We start from the raw sequence: 17,413 nt of genomic DNA, 5'->3' as shown, positions 1-17,413 counted from the left end.
ATATGTGGGTTGTGGTTACGGCTCGGGCGCCACCACGGCCGTGGCGCCCGCTATCTCTACCACGGTCACGGTCGTGCCGGGTTCGATTCGCTGACCGTCGGCGATGGACCGTGCGGACCACACGTCGCCGGCCAACTTGACACGCCCGGAGTGGCCGTCCACAACGGACACGACCACGGCCCTGGCGCCGATCAGGGCCTCGGTGTTGGTGCGGTGACCCGTCCCGGTCAGGAACCGGCGCTTGAGCGCGGGCCGGGCCAGGAAGATCAACGCGCCGGACGCGATCGCGAACACGACCGCGTCGACGACGATGTTGCCGGTGATCAGCGCCGCGCCGGCCCCGAACAACGCGCCGAGGCCGAGCATCAGCAGGAAGAAGTCGCCGGACAGCACTTCGGCGGCCATCAGGACGATGGCGACGATCAGCCAGACGAGCGCCGGTGTCATGCGCCCATCGTGGCAGAAAGTGACCGCTCGCGACCAGCGGACAACCCGAAGTGATCTCCGTGTGACCTGCCGGATTCAGCCTTCCGGGTCGGTCACGAAGTCGATCAGCCGCTCGACGGCGCCGATCAGCGGCGTCTCCAGGTCGCGGAAGCTGCTCACCGAGTCCAGCACCCGCTGCCAGCCCTCGTAGGTCTCGCCCCAGCCCAGCGCCGCGCACACGCCCTCCTTCCACGGCGTGCCGCGCGGCACCGCCGGCCACGCCCGGATGCCGACCGCGGACGGTTTCACCGCCTGCCACACGTCGACGTAGGGGTGGCCGGTGACCAGCACGTGCTCGTCGCGGATCGCGTCCACCAGGCGGGATTCCTTGCTGCCCGGCACCAGGTGGTCGACCAGGACGCCCAGCCGCCTGCCGGGGCCGGTGCCGAACTCCTCGATCGCTTCGGCGAGCACGTCCACGCCGTCGAGCGGTTCCACGACGACGCCCTCGACGCGCAGGTCGTGCCCCCACACGCGTTCCACCAGTTCGGCGTCGTGCTTGCCCTCGACCCAGATGCGCGAGTCGCGCGCGGTGCGGGCCCGCAGCCCCTGCACCTTCACCGACCCGGACGCCGAACGCGCCGAAGCCGGTGACGGCGGCGCGGCCTTCGGCCGTACCAGCGTCACCGGCTTGCCCTCGAGCAGGAACCCGGCGGGCTCCAGCGGGAACACGCGGTGCCGGCCGTGGCGGTCCTCCAGCACGACGTTGCCGTGCTCGAACCGGACCACCGCGCCGCAGAAACCGCTTCCCGGTTCCTCGACCACCAGCCCGCGCTCCGCCACGACCTCGGGGATCTTGCGTCTGCGCGGGCCGGCGAGGATGTCGTCATAGCTGTGGGAGCGCACGATCCGGGACGGTAGCGCCGGGTTCACCCGTTCGTCGCGCCGCCACGCCGGGGCGCAGCATCAGCGCGGCCACAGCCAGGGCGGCGGCCACGAGACCGGTGCCGACCCAGAAGGCGAGGTGGTAGCCGGAGGTGAGCGCCACCTCCGGTCGCACCCCGGTCAGCGACCCGGTGCGGGTCGCGGCGAGCACCGCCAGCACCGACAGCCCCAGCGCGCCCGCCACCTGCTGCGTGGTGTTGAACAGCCCGGAGGCGAGACCGGTGTCCTCGGCGGCGGCGTCCCGCATGCCCAGCCCCATCAGCGCGGGCATGGCCAGGCCGAACCCGATTCCCATCGCCACGGTCGGCCCGAGCACGTCGCTCGCGTAGCCGCCGTCCGGGCGCACCTGAGCCAGCCAGGCGAGCCCGCCGCCGATCAGCACCAGCCCGGCCAGCAGCACCTGGTAGTCGCCGAAGCGGGTGGACAGCCGCGGCGAGATGACCAGCGACACCAGCGCGATCGTCGCGGCGATCGGCACCATCGCCAGCCCGGTCGCCTGCGCGCTGAGCCCCAGCACCTGCCGCAGGTAGAGCACGACGAGGAACTGGAACCCGAACATCGCCGACACCAGCAGCGCCATCGTCAGGTTCGCCCCGGTCAGGCCGCGCGAGGCGAAGATCCGCGGCGGCAGCAGCGGGTCGCGGGCCCGGGACTGGCGCAACCCGAACGCGGCCAGCAGCACCAGCGACAGCGCGCCGAAACCGATCGTGTGCGCCGAGGCCCACCCGTGGGACTCGACCTCGACGATGGTGTAGACGCCGAGCATCAGCGCGGCGGTCACCAGCGCCGCGCCGAGCCAGTCGGCACCGGCGCGCAGCCCGACGCCGCGGTCGTTCTCCAGCACCCGCAACGCGACCGCGCCGGCGAGCAGGCCGATCGGCAGGTTGATCAGGAAGATCCAATGCCAGCTCAGCGCCTGGGTCAGCACGCCACCGGCGATGCTGCCGATCGAGCCGCCCGCGGCCTGCACGAAGCTGAACGTGCCCAGCGCCTTGGCGCGTTCGGCCGGCTCCGGGAACAGCCGGACGACCATGCCGAGCGCGACCGCGGTCGAGGCGGCGCCGCCCGCGCCCTGCAGGAACCGCGCGGCCATCAGGGTTTCCGGGTTCCAGGCGAGCCCGGCGAGCAGCGAGGCCAGCGTGAACACGGCCATCCCGGCGAGGAAGACGTGCCGGCGGCCTGCCAGGTCGCCGAGGCGGCCGGCGAGCAGCAGCAGCCCGCCGAACGGGATCAGGTAGGCGTTGACGACCCAGGACAGGTTCGACGGCGTGAAGCCGAGGTCGTCGCGGATCGCGGGCAGGGCGACGTTCACGATCGTCTGGTCGAGCACGATCATGAGCGTCTGCGCGGACAGCACGGCGAGCGCGAGCCACCGCGAGCGTGCTGCCGGCTGATCGAGGGACATGGCCTTGACCTCCAAGAGGGCACGATTTGTAACTGGGGCAATGATGTGAGCCCGTAACCGTGCCGGGAAGAAGGCAGTTCCCTGTGCCAGAGGCACATCGATGTACCACTCCTGGTCCCGCCGGTGGCGCTGTGAGGCAGCTCACGCGCGCCACGGGACACGGGTGGTAACTGAGGGGCCGGCATGGAACCATCGAGGTATGGCTGCTGACACCGCTTCCCCGGTCACCGAGGCTTGCCCCATCGTCGAGGTGCTCGACCACGTCGCCGGCAAGTGGGCGATCGGCATCCTGGTCACCGCCGCGCACGGCCCGGTCCGCTTCACCGAGCTGGAGCGCGAGGTGGAGGGCATCAGCCGCCGCATGCTGACGCTGACGCTGCGCAAACTGGAGCGCGACGGCCTGCTGGTGCGGACCGTGTACCCGACGGTGCCGCCGCGCGTGGAGTACACGCTCACCGACATGGCGCGCGAGCTGCACCAGACGCTGGTCGGGCTGACGTCCTGGGCGGAGAAACACCGGGGCGCGATCGCCGCGGCCCGCCGCGCCTACGACGAGCAGCGGACCGCGGCGACGGTATAGGACTCGTCGGGGAAGCGGCTCGCGCGGCGGTGCCAGTCGACGGCCCACCGCGGGCGGCTCAGCCGCTGGCGGAACCTAGATCACCCGGACGGCCGCCTCCGCGGCGATGCGGAACTCGATCATCGACGGCAGCTCCGCCAGGTCCAGCGCCTGCTTCAGCCGGGCCACGCCGTCGTCGACGATGTGCTCGCGCAGGGCGGGCAGGTCCGTGCCCGGTTCGGCGGTCACCGTCACCAGCAGAGTCGGCCGGTCCTGCGGGCCGGACAGCGTCGCGTCCGCCGAGCGCACCTGCGGGTAGGCCGCAATCTCCGACTCGAACGGCGCGACCGCCGCGTCCGCGGACAGCTTCGTGACGCCCTTAGCCGGATCGTCCTCCAGCCGCCAGGTCCGCGTCTTCGGCCGCCGCATCGCCTGCGCGGCAAGCCACCGCAGGAACAGCAGCCCCAGCGCGACGGCCACCACCACGGTCACGTACAACACCCGCGTCGGCGGCCGGTCGTCCCCGGGCGCCAGCGGCGCGGTCCGCTCCAGGACGGCCAGCCAGCCGAGTGACGTGGCCAGCGCGAACCCGCCCGCGGCGAGCAGGGCGAGCCCGATCAGCGCGAGCAGCGTGCGGTTGAGCCGGGCAGGACGGTTCAGGCTGGTCATGGCGTCCTCCGCACGTGCACCTTCACCCGCGGCCGCCGCGCCGGGCCGATGCGGTCCAGCTGGTCCTCGACCGCCTGCCGCACCTGGCTCGCCACGTCGTCGGCGGCCAGCCGGCTGCCCCGCACCTTCGCGGTGACGCTGCGCCGCCGCAGCCGCACCTTCGCCGACTCCACCCCGTCGGCGGACTCGGCCGCCGACCGCAGGCTGCCGGTGATGCTGCGGCGGCTCGCCCCGGCCTTGACCGGCGCACTGCTTCCCCCCGACAGGGGCAGTACGAGCGCGCGGCCGGGCAGCACCGCCGCCAGCAGCACCAGCAGGCCCAGCGCGGCGAGCACGCCGCCGCCGATCGCCACGGGAAGCGCTTCCCAGCGCGTGGCGTGCAGCCGCGCCGCGACGGCGTCGTAGTCCAGCACCGGCCGCTCGCCCAGCAGAAGCTGCACCGCGCTGGTCGCCACCAGCGCGCACGCGACCACCCCGGCCAGCGCCACCACCGAGGCCAGGAGGCTGCGCCGGGACCGGCGGATCATGCCAGGCTCCTCTCCCGCGACCGGTCGCTGTGCAGCGCGGTCACCGTGATGTCCACCCGCTCCACCACCAGCCCGGTCAGCTCGCCGACCTCCCGCACCAATCGTTCCCGCGCCGCTCGCGTGGTGCGGGCGACCGGCGCCGGGTAGCCGACCGACAGCTCGACGGCCAGGCTGACCCGGCCGTTCCGCACGCGGGCGGTGACGTTGGCGGGCTGCTCCGGATCACCGCTGCCCACCGCGAGGCCGAGCACCCGGCGGGCCGCGCCCCCGACCCCGTCCAGCCCTGTGATCACCTGTTCCGCGATGCGCTCCACCGCCCGGTCGGCCACGACCGTGGTGCCGCGCCGCTCCGGCGCTTCGACGGTCACCGGCTCACCTCCGCTCGCGGTCGGTGAACTGGGACAGGTCGAGCTTGCCGTCGAGCACCCGGCCGGCCAGCAGGCCCAGCCCGCCTAGCACGGCGACGACCAGAAACGCGCCGAACCCGCCGAACGCGGCGGCCAGGCCGAGGACGAGCCCGGTCAGCAGACCGGCGATCGTGGCGTTCACGTCACTGCACCCGCGCGGGCGCGCCGCCCTGGGGCTCGTCGTCGTCGGGCAGGTGCACGTCGTTGACGGTGATGTTGACCTCGACGACCTCCAGCCCGGTCATCTGCTCGATCGCGCCGATCGCGTTGGCCCGCACCGCCTGCGCCAGGTCGGCGATGGACACCCCGTACTCGACGACGATCTGCAGGTCCACCGCGGCCTGCTTCTCCCCGACCTCGACCGACACGCCCTGGCCGACGCTGCCGCTGGCGCCCGGGATGCGCTCGCGCAGCGCGTTGAACGCCCGCGCCGCGCCGCCGCCCAGGTCGTACACGCCCGGGATCTCCCGCGCCGCCAGCCCGGCGATCTTCTGCACCACCGTGCTCGCGATCGTCGTGGTGCCCTGGCTGGTCACCAGCGAACTCGTCGCCGGCTTGCTCACCGCGGTGGCCTTCTCCTCGGTTCCGGTGCTCATCTTCTCTCCCCTTTCCGGTTGGTGTTCCCACTTCTTCGACACCGCCGGCGCGCGAACCTCACGCGCCGAACGCGGATCCGTCCACATCGGTCACCACGAGCCGGATGACCGCGTCCGCGTAAGCGCTTCCCACCAGCGCCTTCGCGACCGCGTCGCCGGCCAGCCGCAGCCGTGGTGGCAGCGGCAGCGCCGTGGCGACCAGGCGCACGCGCACCACCTCGGGTGTCAGGTCGACCGCGAGTGCGGCCGGGTTCCACGACGCCACCGGCCGCACCGTGGGCGCGGCCGGGCGCAAGCCGTCCACTTCGGACAAGGCGGTCAGGATCGCCTCGACGTGCTCGGCGCGGGCGGTCATCGGACGACGTCCAGCACGGTCACCGACACCCGGCCGGGTTCGACGCCGGTGTCCCGGACCAGCCGGGCGCGCACCTCGCGCTGCACGGCCCTGGCGACCGCGGCGGCCTGCGCGCCGGCGCGGGTGGCGATGCCGACCCACACCTCCACGTCGTCCCCGGCGCGCCGCACGCCGACACCGTCCGCGGGCGCCGGGGTGAGTCCCTTGACCTGCTGCCACCGGGACCGGCCCCAGCCGCGCACCAGTCCGGCCATCCCCGGTTCGAGCCGGGCCACACCCGGCACCGCCCTGGCGGCGTGCGCGGCCACCGACGCCACCACGGCGTCCTCGACGTGCCACTCGACGTGCACCGGTTCCCCCCTCAGCGGTCGTAGAGGTCGTCGACCGTCAGGTCCAGCCGCACCAGCCGGACCCCGATCGCGGACGAGCAAGCCGCCGTGAGGCGATCCCGCAGGCGCGCCAGCACGTCGGCGAGGTCGTCGCGGTAGGCGGCGGCCACCGACAGTTCGGCCTCGATCAGGGTCTGCCCGTCGGTGATGCCGCTGGTGAGCACCCGGCAGCGGCGGGCGCGGATGCCGTCCGTCTCGTCGGCGGTGAACCGCAGCACGGCGGCGACCGCCTGCTCGCTCACCTCGAGCGTGCCGGGCTCCGGCGCGGACAGCGGCACCATGCCGCGGTGGCGGCGCACGTCGGCGCGCACGGCGGCCATGATCTTGCCGGTCAGGTCCAGCGGCGGCCGGGTCTCGTCGGCCGCCAGCTCACGGGTCGCGTCCCGCAGCGCGAGGAGGCTGCCGCGCGCGGTCGAGCAGTGCGGGCAGGTCAGGTCGTGCTCGGTGACCGCGTCGAGGCGGTCCCACACGTCCTCCAGCGCCCGGCCGCAGGGCAGGTCGTGGGTGGTCTGGTCTAGCGCCATGGCCGCATCACCTCCGCCAGTTGCGCGCGGGCCCGCGCGATGCGCCCGCGGACCGCGGTGGGCGAGGCCGACACGGCCTCCGCGATCTCCTCGTAGGACCGGCCGTGCACCTCGCGCAGCAGCCAGCATGCCCGCTGCTCCGGGGTCAGCCCGGCCAGTGCCGTGGTCAGGGCCGCCATCTGGGCGCTCACCTCGGCGGCGCGCTCGGGCCGGGCGTCGCCGCGCGGGGTTTCGGTGTCGTCCGGGTCGACGTCGGTGACCGGGCGGCGGGCGCGGATCACGTTGAGGCAGCGGTTCGTGGTCGAGCGGTACAGCCAGCCGACGAAGGCGCCGTCGTCCTGGAGCTGCTCCAGGCGGCGCCACACGGTCAGGAACACCTCCTGGACCACGTCTTCGGCGTCACCGGCGGCGGCGAGCATGCGCAGCGCGAGCCGGTACATCGGGCCCTGGTAGCGGCGCACCAGCTGCTCGTAGGCGCGCACGTCGCCGTCCCTGGCCCGCGCGACCAGCGTCGCGTCGTCCAGGACCTCGCCGAGGCCGGTCCCGGCCGTCACCGCATCCCGCCCATGCGCAGCCTCCCCGTGTTCGCACCCGATTCACTAGGCCAGACACCGGGCACGGCGAAAGCTCACGCCCCGGTCCGTCACGAGTTCGGGTGAGGGCGGCCACCGGATTGGTGGATCAGTGCGGGAGTGCCTTCTCGGATGCGGCACCAAGGTTTTCGACGCGGCGACACGCCCGGAGAGCCACCGCGGCGCGGGCACGGCCGGCGGCCTCCGGCCGGCGCACGTCGACCCACCTCATGGGTCAGAACAGCGGCCAGGGGATGGCGCGCCAGTCGTCGCCGGGTTCGGGGAACACGCCGGTGGCCACGAGCATCTCCGCGCGCTCGGCGATGGCGCTGATCTCCAGCTTCGTCAGGTGCGGCGCGAGCTGCTCGCCCAGGTCGCCGCGGATCTTCTCCGGCAGCGCGCGCAGCTTCTCCAGCGTCTCGGCGGGCAGCGGGTCGCCCACCCAGCCCCACAGCACCGTGCGCAGCTTCGGCTCGGCGTGCAGGCAGATGCCGTGGTCGACGCCGTACACCGTGCCGTCGGTGCCGACCAGCACGTGCCCGCCCTTGCGGTCGGTGTTGTTGGCGATGATGTCCAGGACCGCGAGGTCCCGCATGCCCGGGTGGTCGGCGTGCGCGAGCACCGCGGGCTCACCGGCCCGGTCGTGGGCGTGCAGCACGATGCGCCAGTCGTCCGGCACGTCCTTCGGCGACCGGACGTCGATCAGCTCCTCGTCGCCGGTCTCCACCCACAGCTGCACCATGCCCTCGCCGAACGGGCCGTCGCGCAGCACCGTCGGCGGCACCCGGCCCAGGCCGGCGGCCTCGGACAGCAGGGCGGTGGCGACCTCGCGCCCGGCGAGCGTGCCGTCCGGGAAGTCCCACAGCGGCCGCTCGCCGGACACCGGCTTGTACACCGCCTGTGCGGAGAGCCCGTCCAGCTCGACCGAGCAGAACAGCGTGACGTTCGAGGCGTCGACCAGGCGGCCTTCGACGGTCAGGCGGCCGCGCGTGAGCAACTCCCTGGCGTGCGGATCGGCTGGACCGACCGGTGGGGCCACGTCTAGCTCTCGTCGGCCAGGTCGGTGTTGCGCCGGTAGCCGTTCTGCCGCGGGCAGATGTGGCCCTCCGGGTCGAGCGGCTCGCCGCACAGCGGACACGGCTTGCGCCCGGCGCGCACGACCCGGTCGGCGCGCTCGGCGAACGCCCGCGCCGCGGCGGGGCTGAGGAACACGCGCACCGCGTCCGGGCCCTCCTCGGTGTCGTCGAGCACGACGGTCTCGTCGACCTCGCCCTCGGTCATCGCGAGCAGCTCGATCACGACCGCGCTGGTCTCGGCGTCCCAGCCGAGGCCCATCGTGCCGACCCGGAACTCCTCCTCGACCGGGACCTCGAGCGGGTCCACGTCGACGAGGTCGTCGGGCACGGTTTCGGGCACCTCGGCGCCGAACCGCGCGACGATCTCCTCCAGCAGCGAGGACAGGCGCTCGGCGAGCACCTGCACCTGCTGCTTCTCGATCGTCACGCTCACCGTTCGGACGTCCTCGGTGGCCTGCAGGTAGAAAGTGCGGTCGCCCGGTTCCCCGACGGTCCCTGCGACGAACCGGTCGGGCTGGCGGAAGACGTGGATTACACGAGCCATGGCACCCCCGACCCTATGCCACCGTTTCATGATCGGCATCCGCCGCCCCCGCTTGCATCTTAGTTAGAGTGCGGCGGTGGCTGAAACCGCGCCGTACGGCACCTGGACCTCCCCCATCTCCGCCGCCGACGTCGCCGCCGCGGGCGGTGGCGCGCAGTGGCTCGACGTCGTGGGCGACGCCGTCTGGTGGGCCGAGGCCCGGCCCGTCGAAGGCGGCAGGCTGACGCTGGTCCGCGCTGGTCAGGACGGTGCGGAGGAGATGCTGCCGCCGCCGTGGAACGCCCGGAACCGGGTGCACGAGTACGGCGGACGGCCGTGGCTGGTGATCGGCCGGACCCTCTACTTCACCCACTGGGACGACCAGCGGGTGTACGGGCGCGACCTGGACAGCGGCGAGGTGGTTCCGGTCACACCGGAGCCGCACGTGCCGCAGGGCGTCCGGTACGGCGACCTCCGGCCAGGTCCGGACGGCGTGGTGTGGGCGGTGCGCGAGACGAGCACCGGGCCGCGGCGCACCGACATCCGCCGCGACCTGGTGTCGATCACCGGTGGCGAAGTGGTGCCGCTGGCGGCGACCCACCACTTCCTGACCGCGCCGCAACTGTCGCCGGACGGCCGGCATGCGGCGTGGCTGGGCTGGGAGCACCCGGACATGCCGTGGGATGCCACCGAGCTGTGCGTGGCCGAGGTGCGGCCCGGCGGGTTCGGCCCACACCGGGTGCTCGCCGGCGGGCCCGGCGTGTCGGTCTGCCAGGTGGAGTGGGCCGGCGACGGCACGCTGCTGGCGCTGATGGACCCGGACGGCTGGTGGAACCTGCACCGGATCGGGCTGGACGGCGCGGTCGTCAACCTCGCGCCGGTGCGGCGGGAGCTGGGCGGGCCGCTGTGGAAGATCGGGTCGAACTGGTTCGTGCCGCTGGGCGGCGGCAGGCACGCCGTGCTCGACTCCGGTCGCCTGGCCGTGCTCGACGAGAACAGCGGAACGGTCACGCCCGTCGCCGAGCACCTGACGAGCTGGGCGGCGACCCTGGCGCGGCACGGGACCGGGGTCGCGGGCATCGCCGCCGGACCGCGCCACGAGAGCGCCGTCGTGCACGTGGACCTCGGCAGCGGCGCGGTGACCGAGCTGACCCCGCCCGCGCACCCGCTGCCGCCCGCGGAGTACCTGCCGGTGCCGCAGGAGCGGATGTTCCCCGACCCGGACGGCGTCGAGATCCCGGCCTACGTCTACCCGCCGGCCAACCCCGGATTCACCGGGCCCGACGGCGAGCGCCCGCCCTACCTGGTGCACGTGCACGGCGGCCCCACCGGCCGCGTGTCCGGTGACCTCGACCTGGACTTCGCCTACTTCACCAGCCGCGGCATCGGGATCGTCGCGGTCAACTACGGCGGCTCGGTCGGCTACGGACGCGCCTACCGGGAACGGCTGCGGGAACAGTGGGGCGTGGTCGACGTGCGGGACTGCGCCTCCGTCGCCGAAGCGCTCGCGGCCGAGGGCACCGCCGACCCGGCGCGGCTCGCGATCCGCGGCGGCAGCGCGGGCGGCTACACCTCGGCGGCGTCCATGACGAGCGTGACCACCTACCGCGCGGCGACGATCAAGTACCCGATCCTCGACCTGGCCGAGTGGACCGGCGACGGCGGCGAGACCCACGACTTCGAGTCGCAGTACGTGCTCGGACTCGTCGGGCCGCTGCCGCAGACGCGGGAGCGCTACGTGGAGCGGTCGCCGCTGCGGCACGCCGCCCGGCTGGCCGGGCCGGTGCTGCTCCTGCAGGGGCTCGACGACCAGATCTGCCCGCCCGAGCAGGCCGACCGGTTCGTCGCCGCGCTCTCCGGCAGCGGCATCCCGCACGCCTACCTGACCTTCGAGGGCGAGCAGCACGGGTTCCGGCGCGCCGAGACCATGATCGCCGCGCTGGAGGCCGAGCTGTCGTTCTACGGGCAGGTGTTCGGCTTCGCCACGCCCGGGGTGCCGAAGCTGGAGCTGCGCTCGTGAAGACCGTCGCCCTGGTCGCGCCCGCCGGGCCGGTCGCCCCGGAGCGGCTGGAGCGGGCGCTGGCCGTGCTCGGCTCGTGGGGGCTGCGGGTGCGCAACCTCGTCAAGCCCGGTTCGCGGCACGCCTCCTACCTGGCCGACACCGACGCGGCGCGGGCGGAACTGTTCACCGAGGCGTGGCTGGACCCGGAAGTGGACGCGGTGCTCGCGGCGCGCGGCGGCTACGGCACACAGCGGATGCTGGACCTGCTCGACTGGCCCGCACTGCGCCGCGCCGGGGCGAAGGTGTTCGCCGGGTCAAGCGACGTGACGGCGCTGCACGCGGCGATCCACCAGCACCTGGGCCAGCCGACGTTGTTCTCGCCGATGCCCGCAGGTGACTACTGGGACGACGCCGGCGGTACGGGCTTGCGCCAAGCCCTGTTCGAGCCGGGACCGGTGACGCTGCCCGGCACCGAGGCGCTGGTCGCGGGCACCGCGCGGGGCAGGCTGACCGGCGGGAACCTGAGCCTGCTCGCCTCCAGCGTCGGCACACCCGAGCAGGGCGGCGCGCGGGGCGCGATCGTGGTGCTCGAGGACGTGACGGAGCCCGTGTACCGGCTGGACCGGATGCTCACGCAGCTGCTGCGCTCCGGCTGGTTCGACGGCGTGGCCGGGATCGTGCTGGGCACGTGGACCCGGTGCGGCGACCCGGTGCAGGTGCGGGAGCTGATGCTGGACCGCCTGGCGCCGCTGGGGGTGCCGGTGCTCGCCGGGGTGCGGTTCGGGCACGTCGAGGGGTCGCTGACGGTGCCGCTCGGGGTCGAGGCCGTGCTGGAGACCGAAGCGCTGCGGGTGGTGACCGGTGCGGCTTGATCCGGCGGAGGCGCGGGCGCGGTTCGTGGCGGCCCGGGTGGCGCGGCTGGCGACCGTGTCGGCGGACGGGCAGCCGCACCTGGTGCCGGTGACGTTCGCGGTGTCCGGGGACGAGATCGTGTTCGCGGTCGACCACAAGCCGAAGTCGACGCACGCGCTGCGGCGGCTGGCGAACATCGCGGCGAACCCCGCGGTGACCTTCCTGGCCGACGCCTACGACGAGGACTGGACCCGGTTGTGGTGGGCGCGGGCCGACGGCACCGCGACCGTCGTGGAGTCCGCCGCCGGCGCGGTGGACCTGCTGCAGGCGAAGTACGAGCAGTACGCGCGGCGGCCGCCGGAGGGCCCGGTGGTGATCACCCAGGTGACGCGCTGGAGCGGCTGGACCGGAACCGCCGAGTGAGGCTCGGCGGCTAGTCCTTCGCGACGAAGTCCGGCACCTCGGGCTGGCGCCGCCACGCGCCGACCAGGCCGAGGGGGTCCGGGCGCAGCAGGGACGCCGCCGCGTAGACCGACAGCGCCAGGACCACCACGACGAACCACCAGTCGTACAGCGCCTGCTCGCCCGTCGGGTAGTAGGCGAGCACCAGGAACGACGCCACGGCGACCACGATGGCCAGGTGCCTGCGCCGCCACGGGAACGCCGACGCGATCACGAAGCCCCAGGTCAGGTACCACGGCAGGGTCGGCGGGGCGAGGATCGCGGTGGCCAGCAGCGTCATGGCCATCCGGAAGATCGCCTCGTTGCCGCCGTTGCGGGCCTTCCACCACTGCCGCACGCCGAACGCGGCCAGCGTCAGCATCGCCAGCGCGCGGGCCACCGTCACGAACGGCGACTCCGGCACGGTGATCACCAGGTTCACCAGCGTGTGCGCCAGCTGCCCGATCCCGGTCGGGAAGTTCAGCCAGTTCGTCACCAGCGTCGGCGCCTGCAGGCCGGTCACCCAGCCCAGGTTGAACGAGCCGAGCGACACCCAGGTGCCGACCACGAACACGATCCCGAACAGGCCGACCGAGATCACGCCCGCCTGGAGGAAGTTGCGGACCCGGCTGGGGTGCGGCAGGTGGTTGGCCCACACCCACACCAGGAACGGCAGGGCGACCGCCGCGGTCGGCTTGATCAGCATGCCGATCGTGACCAGCACGATCGCGACCGCGTGCCGGCGTTCCAGCGCGGCGAGCACGCCGATGGTCAGGAAGCCCAGCATCAGCAGGTCGTTGTGCGGGCCGCCGACGAGGTGGATGACGGTCATCGGGCTGGCGACCGCCAGCCACACGGTGATCGGCAGCTTGCCGCCGAGGTGGCGCACCAGCCGCGGCAGCGCCCACAGCATCATCGCCAGGCCGATCAGCAGCACCAGGCGCGTCACGATGACACCGGCGATCACGTTGTCGCCGGTCAAGGCGACCACACCCTTGGCGATCAGCAGGAACAGCGGGCCGTAGGGCGCCGGGGTGGTCTGCCAGACCGGGTGCACGTTCTGCACCACGTCGCGCAGCACCTCGAGCTCGGCCGGACCATGCGCGTACGGGTCGAGCCCGTGCAGCAGCTGAGCGCCCTGGCCGAGGTAGGAGAACACGTCGCGGGTGAACAAAGGCGGCGAGACCAGCAGCGGCGCCATCCAGCACGCCGCGGCGACGAGGATCGGCCTGCTGCCGATGCGCCCGGCGAGCATGTAGCGGCCCAGCCGGACCCACGCCCACACCACGAGCGCGAACCCGCCGTAGAGCACCGCGTTGGCGAGCATCTGCCCGTGCCCGTAGCGGACCCAGGACAGCGGGCCGTGCCCGAGGACCGGGTCGCGGATCAGGATGCCACCGGCCCCGAGCGCGCCGATGAGGAGCAGGAGACTGCCGAGGGTGCCCATCGCGATCGTGCGGTACGGGAACCGCGAGGGCACGCGCACGCGCGCGGCCGGGGGCGCCTGCGCGGGCGCCCCGGGAGCGGGGTCAGTGGTGGTCGCCATTTCGTCCACGGAGATTACACACCGTTCCCGTGCCGGTTCGCGCCGGGAACGTCATTTCCTTGACTTGCGGGCATTCAGGACGGTAGTGAAGCTCGCGTCGTCCCTCCCGGAAGCGCCGCGAGCAGGGACCGCGTGTACTCGTGCTCCGGGTCGAGCAGGACCTCCTCGACGGTGCCGACCTCGACGAGCTCGCCCCGGTACATCACGGCCACCCGGTCGGCGATGTTCCACGCCAGCCCGAGGTCGTGGGTGATGACCAGGCCGGCCAGCCCGAGCTCGCGGCGCAGCCGCAGCAGCAGCCCGAGGATCTCGCCGCGCACCGAGGCGTCCAGCGACGCGACGGGCTCGTCGGCGACGAGCACCCCCGGCCGCAGTGCGAGCGCGCCGGCGATGACCACGCGCTGACGTTGCCCGCCGGAGAGCTCGTGCGGCAGCCGGTGCAGGAAGTGCTCGGCCGGGCGCAGTTCCGCGGCTTCCAGCGCCTCGGTCACGATCTGCCGCTCGTCGCCGGGCATCCGGTGGATGCGCGGTCCCTCGGCGACGGCCTCGTAGACCGTGTGCCGCGGGTTGAGCGCGCTGGCCGGGTCCTGCAGCACGAGCTGGACGTGCCGCCGGTAGGCCTTGAGCGCCGCGCCCGAGGCGGGCACCGGCTCCCCGTGGTACCGGACCACGCCGGAGGTCGGCTTCTGCAGACCGAGCAGGGTGCGGGCCAGGGTGGTCTTGCCCGACCCGGACTGGCCGACGAGCGCGACGATCTCGTTGCGCCGCACCTGCAGGTCCACGCCGGCGACGGCGTCGATGCGGGCGCCGCGGCGGTCGCGGAAGCTCACCCGCAGGTTCTCCGCGGCCAGCAGCACGTCCGGCGCGGGCGGGGTGTCCGGTTCCGGCGGCAGCGGCGTCGTGGTGGCGGGCGCGAACCGGGCGGCCGGGTCGCCGACCGTCGGGAACGCGGCGGCCAGCGCGCGGGTGTGCTCGTGCCGCGGCGAGCGCATCACCTCGGCGGACGGGCCTTCTTCGACGATCTCGCCGTGGTACATCACCGCGATGCGGGCGCAGGTCGCGGCGAGCACGGACAGGTCGTGGCTGATCATGATCAGCCCGAGGCCGTGCTCGGCGACCAGGCGGGTCAGCAGGTCGAGCACCTGGGCCTGCACGATGACGTCGAGCGCGGTGGTCGGCTCGTCGGCGATGATCAGCCGCGGCCGGCAGGCCAGTGCCATCGCGATCATCACGCGCTGCTTCTGCCCGCCGGAGAGCTCGTGCGGGTAGGCCCCGGCGCGCGAGGCGGGCAGGTCCACCGATTCGAGCAGTTCCGCGACCCGGCCGTCGACGTCGGTGGCCGACGGGTCGTGCAGCCGGATCGGCTCGGCGATCTGGTCGCCGATGGTGCGGACCGGGTTGAGCGCGTGCATGGCGCCCTGGAACACCACCGACGCCTCGGCCCACCGCACCGCGCGCAGCCGCCCCCAGCGCATGGTGGTGACGTCCTCGCCGTCGAGCCGGATCTCCCCGGTGACCTTCGCGGACTTGGGCAGCAGCCGCAGCACGCTCATCGCGACGGTGGACTTGCCCGACCCGGACTCCCCCGCCACGCCGAGGGTCTCCCCCGGCGCGAGCGTCAGGTCCACGCCGCGCACCGCCTCCACGTCCCGGTAGGCCACGCGCAGGTCCTTGATCTCCAGCAGGCTCACGCGTGCTCCCCCTTCAGCCGCGGGTTCAGCACCGTCTCCAGCGCGCGGCCGGCGAGGGTGAACGACAGCACGATCACCACGATCGCCAGGCCGGGCGGGATCAGGTACCACCACGCCCCGCCGGTGACCGCGCCGGAGGACAGCGCGCGCTGCAGCATCTGGCCCCAGGACGGCGCGGTCGGGTCGCCGAGGCCCAGGAAGGACAGCGTGGACTCGGCGATGATCGAATTGCCCACCACGAGGGTGGTGTTGGCCAGCACCAGCGGCAGCACGCCGGGCAGCACGTGCTTGCCGATGACGTGCAGGTGCCCGCCGCCCAGCGCGCGGGCCCGCTCGATGTAGGGCCGCGACTCGATGGTCAGGGTCTGCGCGCGCACCAGCCGCGCCGTGGTGGGCCACGAGGTGACGCCGACCGCGACGATGATCGTCGGCACGCCGTGCGGCAGCACGGTGGACAGCGCGATCGCCAGCACCAGCGAGGGCAGCACCAGGAAGAAGTCGGTGAACCGCATCAGCAGGCCGGAGATCCAGCCGCCGAAGTGCGCGGCGGCGATGCCGACGAGCGTGCCGATCAGCACGGACAGGATGGTCGCGGCGAACCCGACCAGCAGTGACACCCGCGCGCCCCACAGGGTGAGCAGCAGGACCGAACGGCCGTCGATGTCGGTGCCGAGCGGGAACTCGCCACTGGGCGGCTGCAAGGGCTTTCCGGGCGCGTTGACCACGTCCAGGCCGGCCGGGTCGGTGATCACCGGCGCGAGCACCGCCAGCAGCACCACCAGCACGAGGACGCCGAGCCCGGCCAGGCCGCCGCGGTCGGCGGCGAACTCGCGCCACACGGCGGCGGCCGCGGCGCGGCGGCGCTGCCAGGCGATCGCGGCGGGCGCGGTCACTGCGCACGCACCCGGGGGTCGAGCACGCGGTAGAGCACCTCGGCGATCAGGTTCATCACGATGACCGAGCCGGCCATGACCACGAAGACTCCTTGCAGCAGCGGCAGGTCCGGCACCCGCAGCGCTTCGTAGGTGAGCAGTCCCAGCCCGGGCCAGGAGAAGACGGTCTCGACGGTGACGGTGCCGGACACCACCAGGCCGAACTGCAGGAACACCAGCGTCACGGTGGGCAGCAGCGCGTTGGGCACCGCGTGGCGGCGGCGCACCAGGTCCTCGCGCAGGCCCTTGGCGCGGGCGGTGGTGAGGTACTCGGCGTTCATCTCGCCGAGCAGCGACGACCGCATGACCAGCATGTACTGGGCGTAGATCACCGCGAGCAGCGTGACGCACGGCAGCACCAGGTGGTGGGCGACGTCGAGCAGCTGCGGGAAGAACTCCGGCGGCGTGTCCGGGGAACGCATGCCGCCGCTGGGGAACACGCCCTGGGTGGCGATGAGTAGCAGCAGGCCCAGCCAGAACTGGGGCATCGACCACAGCGTGAGCGCGATGCCGGTGTGGGTGCGGTCGAACAGGCTGCCCCGCCGCCACGCCGCGCGCACGCCGAGCCACAGCCCGAGCGCCACGGCCAGCACGGTGGCGGTGCCGACGAGCAGCAGTGTGGGGCCGAGCCGCTCGCCGATGAGCGCGCTCACCGGCCGGTTGTAGCCGTAGGAGGTGCCCAGGTCGCCGCGCAGCAGCCCGCCGAGGTAGTCCAGGAACTGCTGGAACAGCGGCTGGTCCACGCCCAGCCGGGCGCGCAGCTGGGCCAGCTGCTCGGGGCTGGTGGGCCGGTCGCGGGTGAGGGTGGTGACCGGGTCGCCGGGGATCATCCGGAACAGCAGGAAGCCCAGCGCGACCACGAGCAGCAGGCTGCCGATCGCGCCGCCGAGCTTGCCGAGCAGGAACCGGGCGGTGCCGGTGCCGCGGCGGGGCTCGTCGAGCTCCGCCGCGGCGGTGGAGAGCGCGTTCGTCACGC

Annotated in this window: 22 protein-coding genes; 4 read left to right on the top strand and 18 right to left on the bottom strand. The window is 73.5% G+C overall.

Translation table 11 applies throughout. From position 1 onward, the window contains the following. Positions 1-15: 15 nt before the first annotated feature. The 3 genes from AMYTH_RS0107440 to AMYTH_RS0107430 form a co-directional block, all read right to left on the bottom strand. Positions 16-447 (bottom strand): NfeD family protein, encoded by a 432-nt coding sequence (locus tag AMYTH_RS0107440; RefSeq protein ID WP_017982381.1) that lies wholly within the window; start codon positions 445-447, stop codon positions 16-18. A 75-nt stretch (positions 448-522) separates the two neighbouring features. Further along, the gene (locus AMYTH_RS0107435; protein WP_027929775.1) at positions 523-1,332 is read right to left on the bottom strand and encodes a DUF3097 domain-containing protein; all 810 of its coding nucleotides are present in this window, start codon (positions 1,330-1,332) and stop codon (positions 523-525) included. Then, positions 1,313-2,776 carry a DHA2 family efflux MFS transporter permease subunit gene (locus AMYTH_RS0107430; RefSeq protein WP_027929774.1) on the bottom strand — a complete coding sequence of 488 codons (1,464 nt, stop codon included), beginning with the start codon at positions 2,774-2,776 and terminating at the stop codon, positions 1,313-1,315. Before AMYTH_RS0107430 ends, AMYTH_RS0107435 begins: the two co-directional genes overlap by 20 nt. A gap of 199 nt (positions 2,777-2,975) precedes the next feature. On the opposite strand from AMYTH_RS0107430, the gene AMYTH_RS0107425 reads away from it, so the two are divergent. Next, a complete protein-coding gene (locus AMYTH_RS0107425; RefSeq protein ID WP_027929773.1) occupies positions 2,976-3,356 on the top strand; it encodes a winged helix-turn-helix transcriptional regulator in 381 nt (126 codons plus the stop codon). Positions 3,357-3,431: 75 nt separating this feature from the next. Here the strand turns inward: AMYTH_RS0107425 and AMYTH_RS0107420 are convergent, their stop codons facing one another. The 11 genes from AMYTH_RS0107420 to AMYTH_RS0107370 form a co-directional block, all read right to left on the bottom strand. Next, the gene (locus tag AMYTH_RS0107420; RefSeq protein WP_027929772.1) at positions 3,432-4,004 is read right to left on the bottom strand and encodes a hypothetical protein; all 573 of its coding nucleotides are present in this window, start codon (positions 4,002-4,004) and stop codon (positions 3,432-3,434) included. After that, positions 4,001-4,531, bottom strand: a complete 531-nt coding sequence (locus AMYTH_RS0107415) for a DUF6286 domain-containing protein (protein ID WP_027929771.1) — start codon at positions 4,529-4,531, stop codon at positions 4,001-4,003. Before AMYTH_RS0107415 ends, AMYTH_RS0107420 begins: the two co-directional genes overlap by 4 nt. Continuing rightward, complete coding sequence (locus tag AMYTH_RS0107410) at positions 4,528-4,899, bottom strand: Asp23/Gls24 family envelope stress response protein (protein ID WP_027929770.1); 372 nt, start codon at positions 4,897-4,899, stop codon at positions 4,528-4,530. Before AMYTH_RS0107410 ends, AMYTH_RS0107415 begins: the two co-directional genes overlap by 4 nt. 4 nt (positions 4,900-4,903) lie before the next feature. After that, positions 4,904-5,080 carry a hypothetical protein gene (locus tag AMYTH_RS49465; protein WP_027929769.1) on the bottom strand — a complete coding sequence of 59 codons (177 nt, stop codon included), beginning with the start codon at positions 5,078-5,080 and terminating at the stop codon, positions 4,904-4,906. A 1-nt stretch (position 5,081) separates the two neighbouring features. After that, a complete protein-coding gene (locus AMYTH_RS0107400; protein WP_027929768.1) occupies positions 5,082-5,534 on the bottom strand; it encodes an Asp23/Gls24 family envelope stress response protein in 453 nt (150 codons plus the stop codon). A gap of 58 nt (positions 5,535-5,592) precedes the next feature. Then, positions 5,593-5,889 (bottom strand): hypothetical protein, encoded by a 297-nt coding sequence (locus tag AMYTH_RS0107395; RefSeq protein ID WP_027929767.1) that lies wholly within the window; start codon positions 5,887-5,889, stop codon positions 5,593-5,595. After that, positions 5,886-6,239, bottom strand: coding sequence for an Asp23/Gls24 family envelope stress response protein (locus tag AMYTH_RS0107390; protein ID WP_027929766.1), 354 nt, complete (start codon positions 6,237-6,239; stop codon positions 5,886-5,888). Before AMYTH_RS0107390 ends, AMYTH_RS0107395 begins: the two co-directional genes overlap by 4 nt. An 11-nt stretch (positions 6,240-6,250) precedes the next feature. After that, on the bottom strand, positions 6,251-6,802 hold the full coding sequence (locus AMYTH_RS0107385) for an anti-sigma factor (protein WP_027929765.1): 552 nt from the start codon (positions 6,800-6,802) through the stop codon (positions 6,251-6,253). After that, complete coding sequence (locus tag AMYTH_RS0107380) at positions 6,793-7,356, bottom strand: RNA polymerase sigma factor (protein ID WP_020417935.1); 564 nt, start codon at positions 7,354-7,356, stop codon at positions 6,793-6,795. Before AMYTH_RS0107380 ends, AMYTH_RS0107385 begins: the two co-directional genes overlap by 10 nt. A 253-nt stretch (positions 7,357-7,609) precedes the next feature. Beyond that, the gene (locus AMYTH_RS0107375; RefSeq protein WP_027929764.1) at positions 7,610-8,413 is read right to left on the bottom strand and encodes an SCO1664 family protein; all 804 of its coding nucleotides are present in this window, start codon (positions 8,411-8,413) and stop codon (positions 7,610-7,612) included. A 2-nt stretch (positions 8,414-8,415) separates the two neighbouring features. Next, positions 8,416-8,994 (bottom strand): DUF3090 domain-containing protein, encoded by a 579-nt coding sequence (locus AMYTH_RS0107370; protein WP_020417938.1) that lies wholly within the window; start codon positions 8,992-8,994, stop codon positions 8,416-8,418. A gap of 76 nt (positions 8,995-9,070) precedes the next feature. Here AMYTH_RS0107370 and AMYTH_RS0107365 point away from each other — a divergent pair, with 76 nt between their 5' ends. The 3 genes from AMYTH_RS0107365 to AMYTH_RS0107355 are packed head-to-tail and all read left to right on the top strand — an operon-like array spanning position 9,071 to position 12,250. Next, a complete protein-coding gene (locus AMYTH_RS0107365; protein ID WP_027929763.1) occupies positions 9,071-10,993 on the top strand; it encodes a S9 family peptidase in 1,923 nt (640 codons plus the stop codon). Next, the gene (locus tag AMYTH_RS0107360; protein ID WP_027929762.1) at positions 10,990-11,847 is read left to right on the top strand and encodes a S66 peptidase family protein; all 858 of its coding nucleotides are present in this window, start codon (positions 10,990-10,992) and stop codon (positions 11,845-11,847) included. Before AMYTH_RS0107365 ends, AMYTH_RS0107360 begins: the two co-directional genes overlap by 4 nt. Continuing rightward, positions 11,837-12,250 carry a TIGR03668 family PPOX class F420-dependent oxidoreductase gene (locus AMYTH_RS0107355; RefSeq protein ID WP_027929761.1) on the top strand — a complete coding sequence of 138 codons (414 nt, stop codon included), beginning with the start codon at positions 11,837-11,839 and terminating at the stop codon, positions 12,248-12,250. Before AMYTH_RS0107360 ends, AMYTH_RS0107355 begins: the two co-directional genes overlap by 11 nt. Before the next feature lie 10 nt (positions 12,251-12,260). Here AMYTH_RS0107355 and mptB read toward each other — a convergent pair whose 3' ends face one another. The 4 genes from mptB to AMYTH_RS0107335 all read right to left on the bottom strand — a co-directional run bounded on the left by mptB (position 12,261) and on the right by AMYTH_RS0107335 (position 17,411). Then, positions 12,261-13,814, bottom strand: coding sequence for a polyprenol phosphomannose-dependent alpha 1,6 mannosyltransferase MptB (gene mptB / locus AMYTH_RS0107350; RefSeq protein WP_027929760.1), 1,554 nt, complete (start codon positions 13,812-13,814; stop codon positions 12,261-12,263). 74 nt (positions 13,815-13,888) lie between these two features. Then, positions 13,889-15,505 carry a nickel ABC transporter ATP-binding protein NikE gene (nikE, locus tag AMYTH_RS0107345; protein ID WP_027929759.1) on the bottom strand — a complete coding sequence of 539 codons (1,617 nt, stop codon included), beginning with the start codon at positions 15,503-15,505 and terminating at the stop codon, positions 13,889-13,891. Continuing rightward, positions 15,502-16,398 carry an ABC transporter permease gene (locus tag AMYTH_RS0107340; RefSeq protein ID WP_027929758.1) on the bottom strand — a complete coding sequence of 299 codons (897 nt, stop codon included), beginning with the start codon at positions 16,396-16,398 and terminating at the stop codon, positions 15,502-15,504. Before AMYTH_RS0107340 ends, nikE begins: the two co-directional genes overlap by 4 nt. Continuing rightward, entirely contained in the window at positions 16,395-17,411 is a 1,017-nt protein-coding gene (locus tag AMYTH_RS0107335) for an ABC transporter permease (RefSeq protein WP_027929757.1), read from the bottom strand. Before AMYTH_RS0107335 ends, AMYTH_RS0107340 begins: the two co-directional genes overlap by 4 nt. Between the last annotated feature and the right edge of the window lie 2 nt (positions 17,412-17,413).

It is taken from the genome of Amycolatopsis thermoflava N1165 (assembly GCF_000473265.1).
Lineage (GTDB): Bacteria > Actinomycetota > Actinomycetes > Mycobacteriales > Pseudonocardiaceae > Amycolatopsis_E > Amycolatopsis_E thermoflava.
This window is presented reverse-complemented; position numbering and strand designations above follow the sequence as displayed.

Coding starts and splice junctions, on each gene's coding strand:
- AMYTH_RS0107400 (WP_027929768.1), bottom strand. CDS start 5,534: ATGAGCACCGGAACCGAGGAGAAGGCCACCGCGGTGAGCAAGCCGGCG.
- AMYTH_RS0107370 (WP_020417938.1), bottom strand. CDS start 8,994: ATGGCTCGTGTAATCCACGTCTTCCGCCAGCCCGACCGGTTCGTCGCA.
- AMYTH_RS0107395 (WP_027929767.1), bottom strand. CDS start 5,889: ATGACCGCCCGCGCCGAGCACGTCGAGGCGATCCTGACCGCCTTGTCC.
- mptB (WP_027929760.1), bottom strand. CDS start 13,814: ATGGCGACCACCACTGACCCCGCTCCCGGGGCGCCCGCGCAGGCGCCC.
- AMYTH_RS0107415 (WP_027929771.1), bottom strand. CDS start 4,531: ATGATCCGCCGGTCCCGGCGCAGCCTCCTGGCCTCGGTGGTGGCGCTG.
- AMYTH_RS0107440 (WP_017982381.1), bottom strand. CDS start 447: ATGACACCGGCGCTCGTCTGGCTGATCGTCGCCATCGTCCTGATGGCC.
- AMYTH_RS0107420 (WP_027929772.1), bottom strand. CDS start 4,004: ATGACCAGCCTGAACCGTCCTGCCCGGCTCAACCGCACGCTGCTCGCG.
- AMYTH_RS0107430 (WP_027929774.1), bottom strand. CDS start 2,776: ATGTCCCTCGATCAGCCGGCAGCACGCTCGCGGTGGCTCGCGCTCGCC.
- AMYTH_RS0107425 (WP_027929773.1), top strand. CDS start 2,976: ATGGCTGCTGACACCGCTTCCCCGGTCACCGAGGCTTGCCCCATCGTC.
- AMYTH_RS0107385 (WP_027929765.1), bottom strand. CDS start 6,802: ATGGCGCTAGACCAGACCACCCACGACCTGCCCTGCGGCCGGGCGCTG.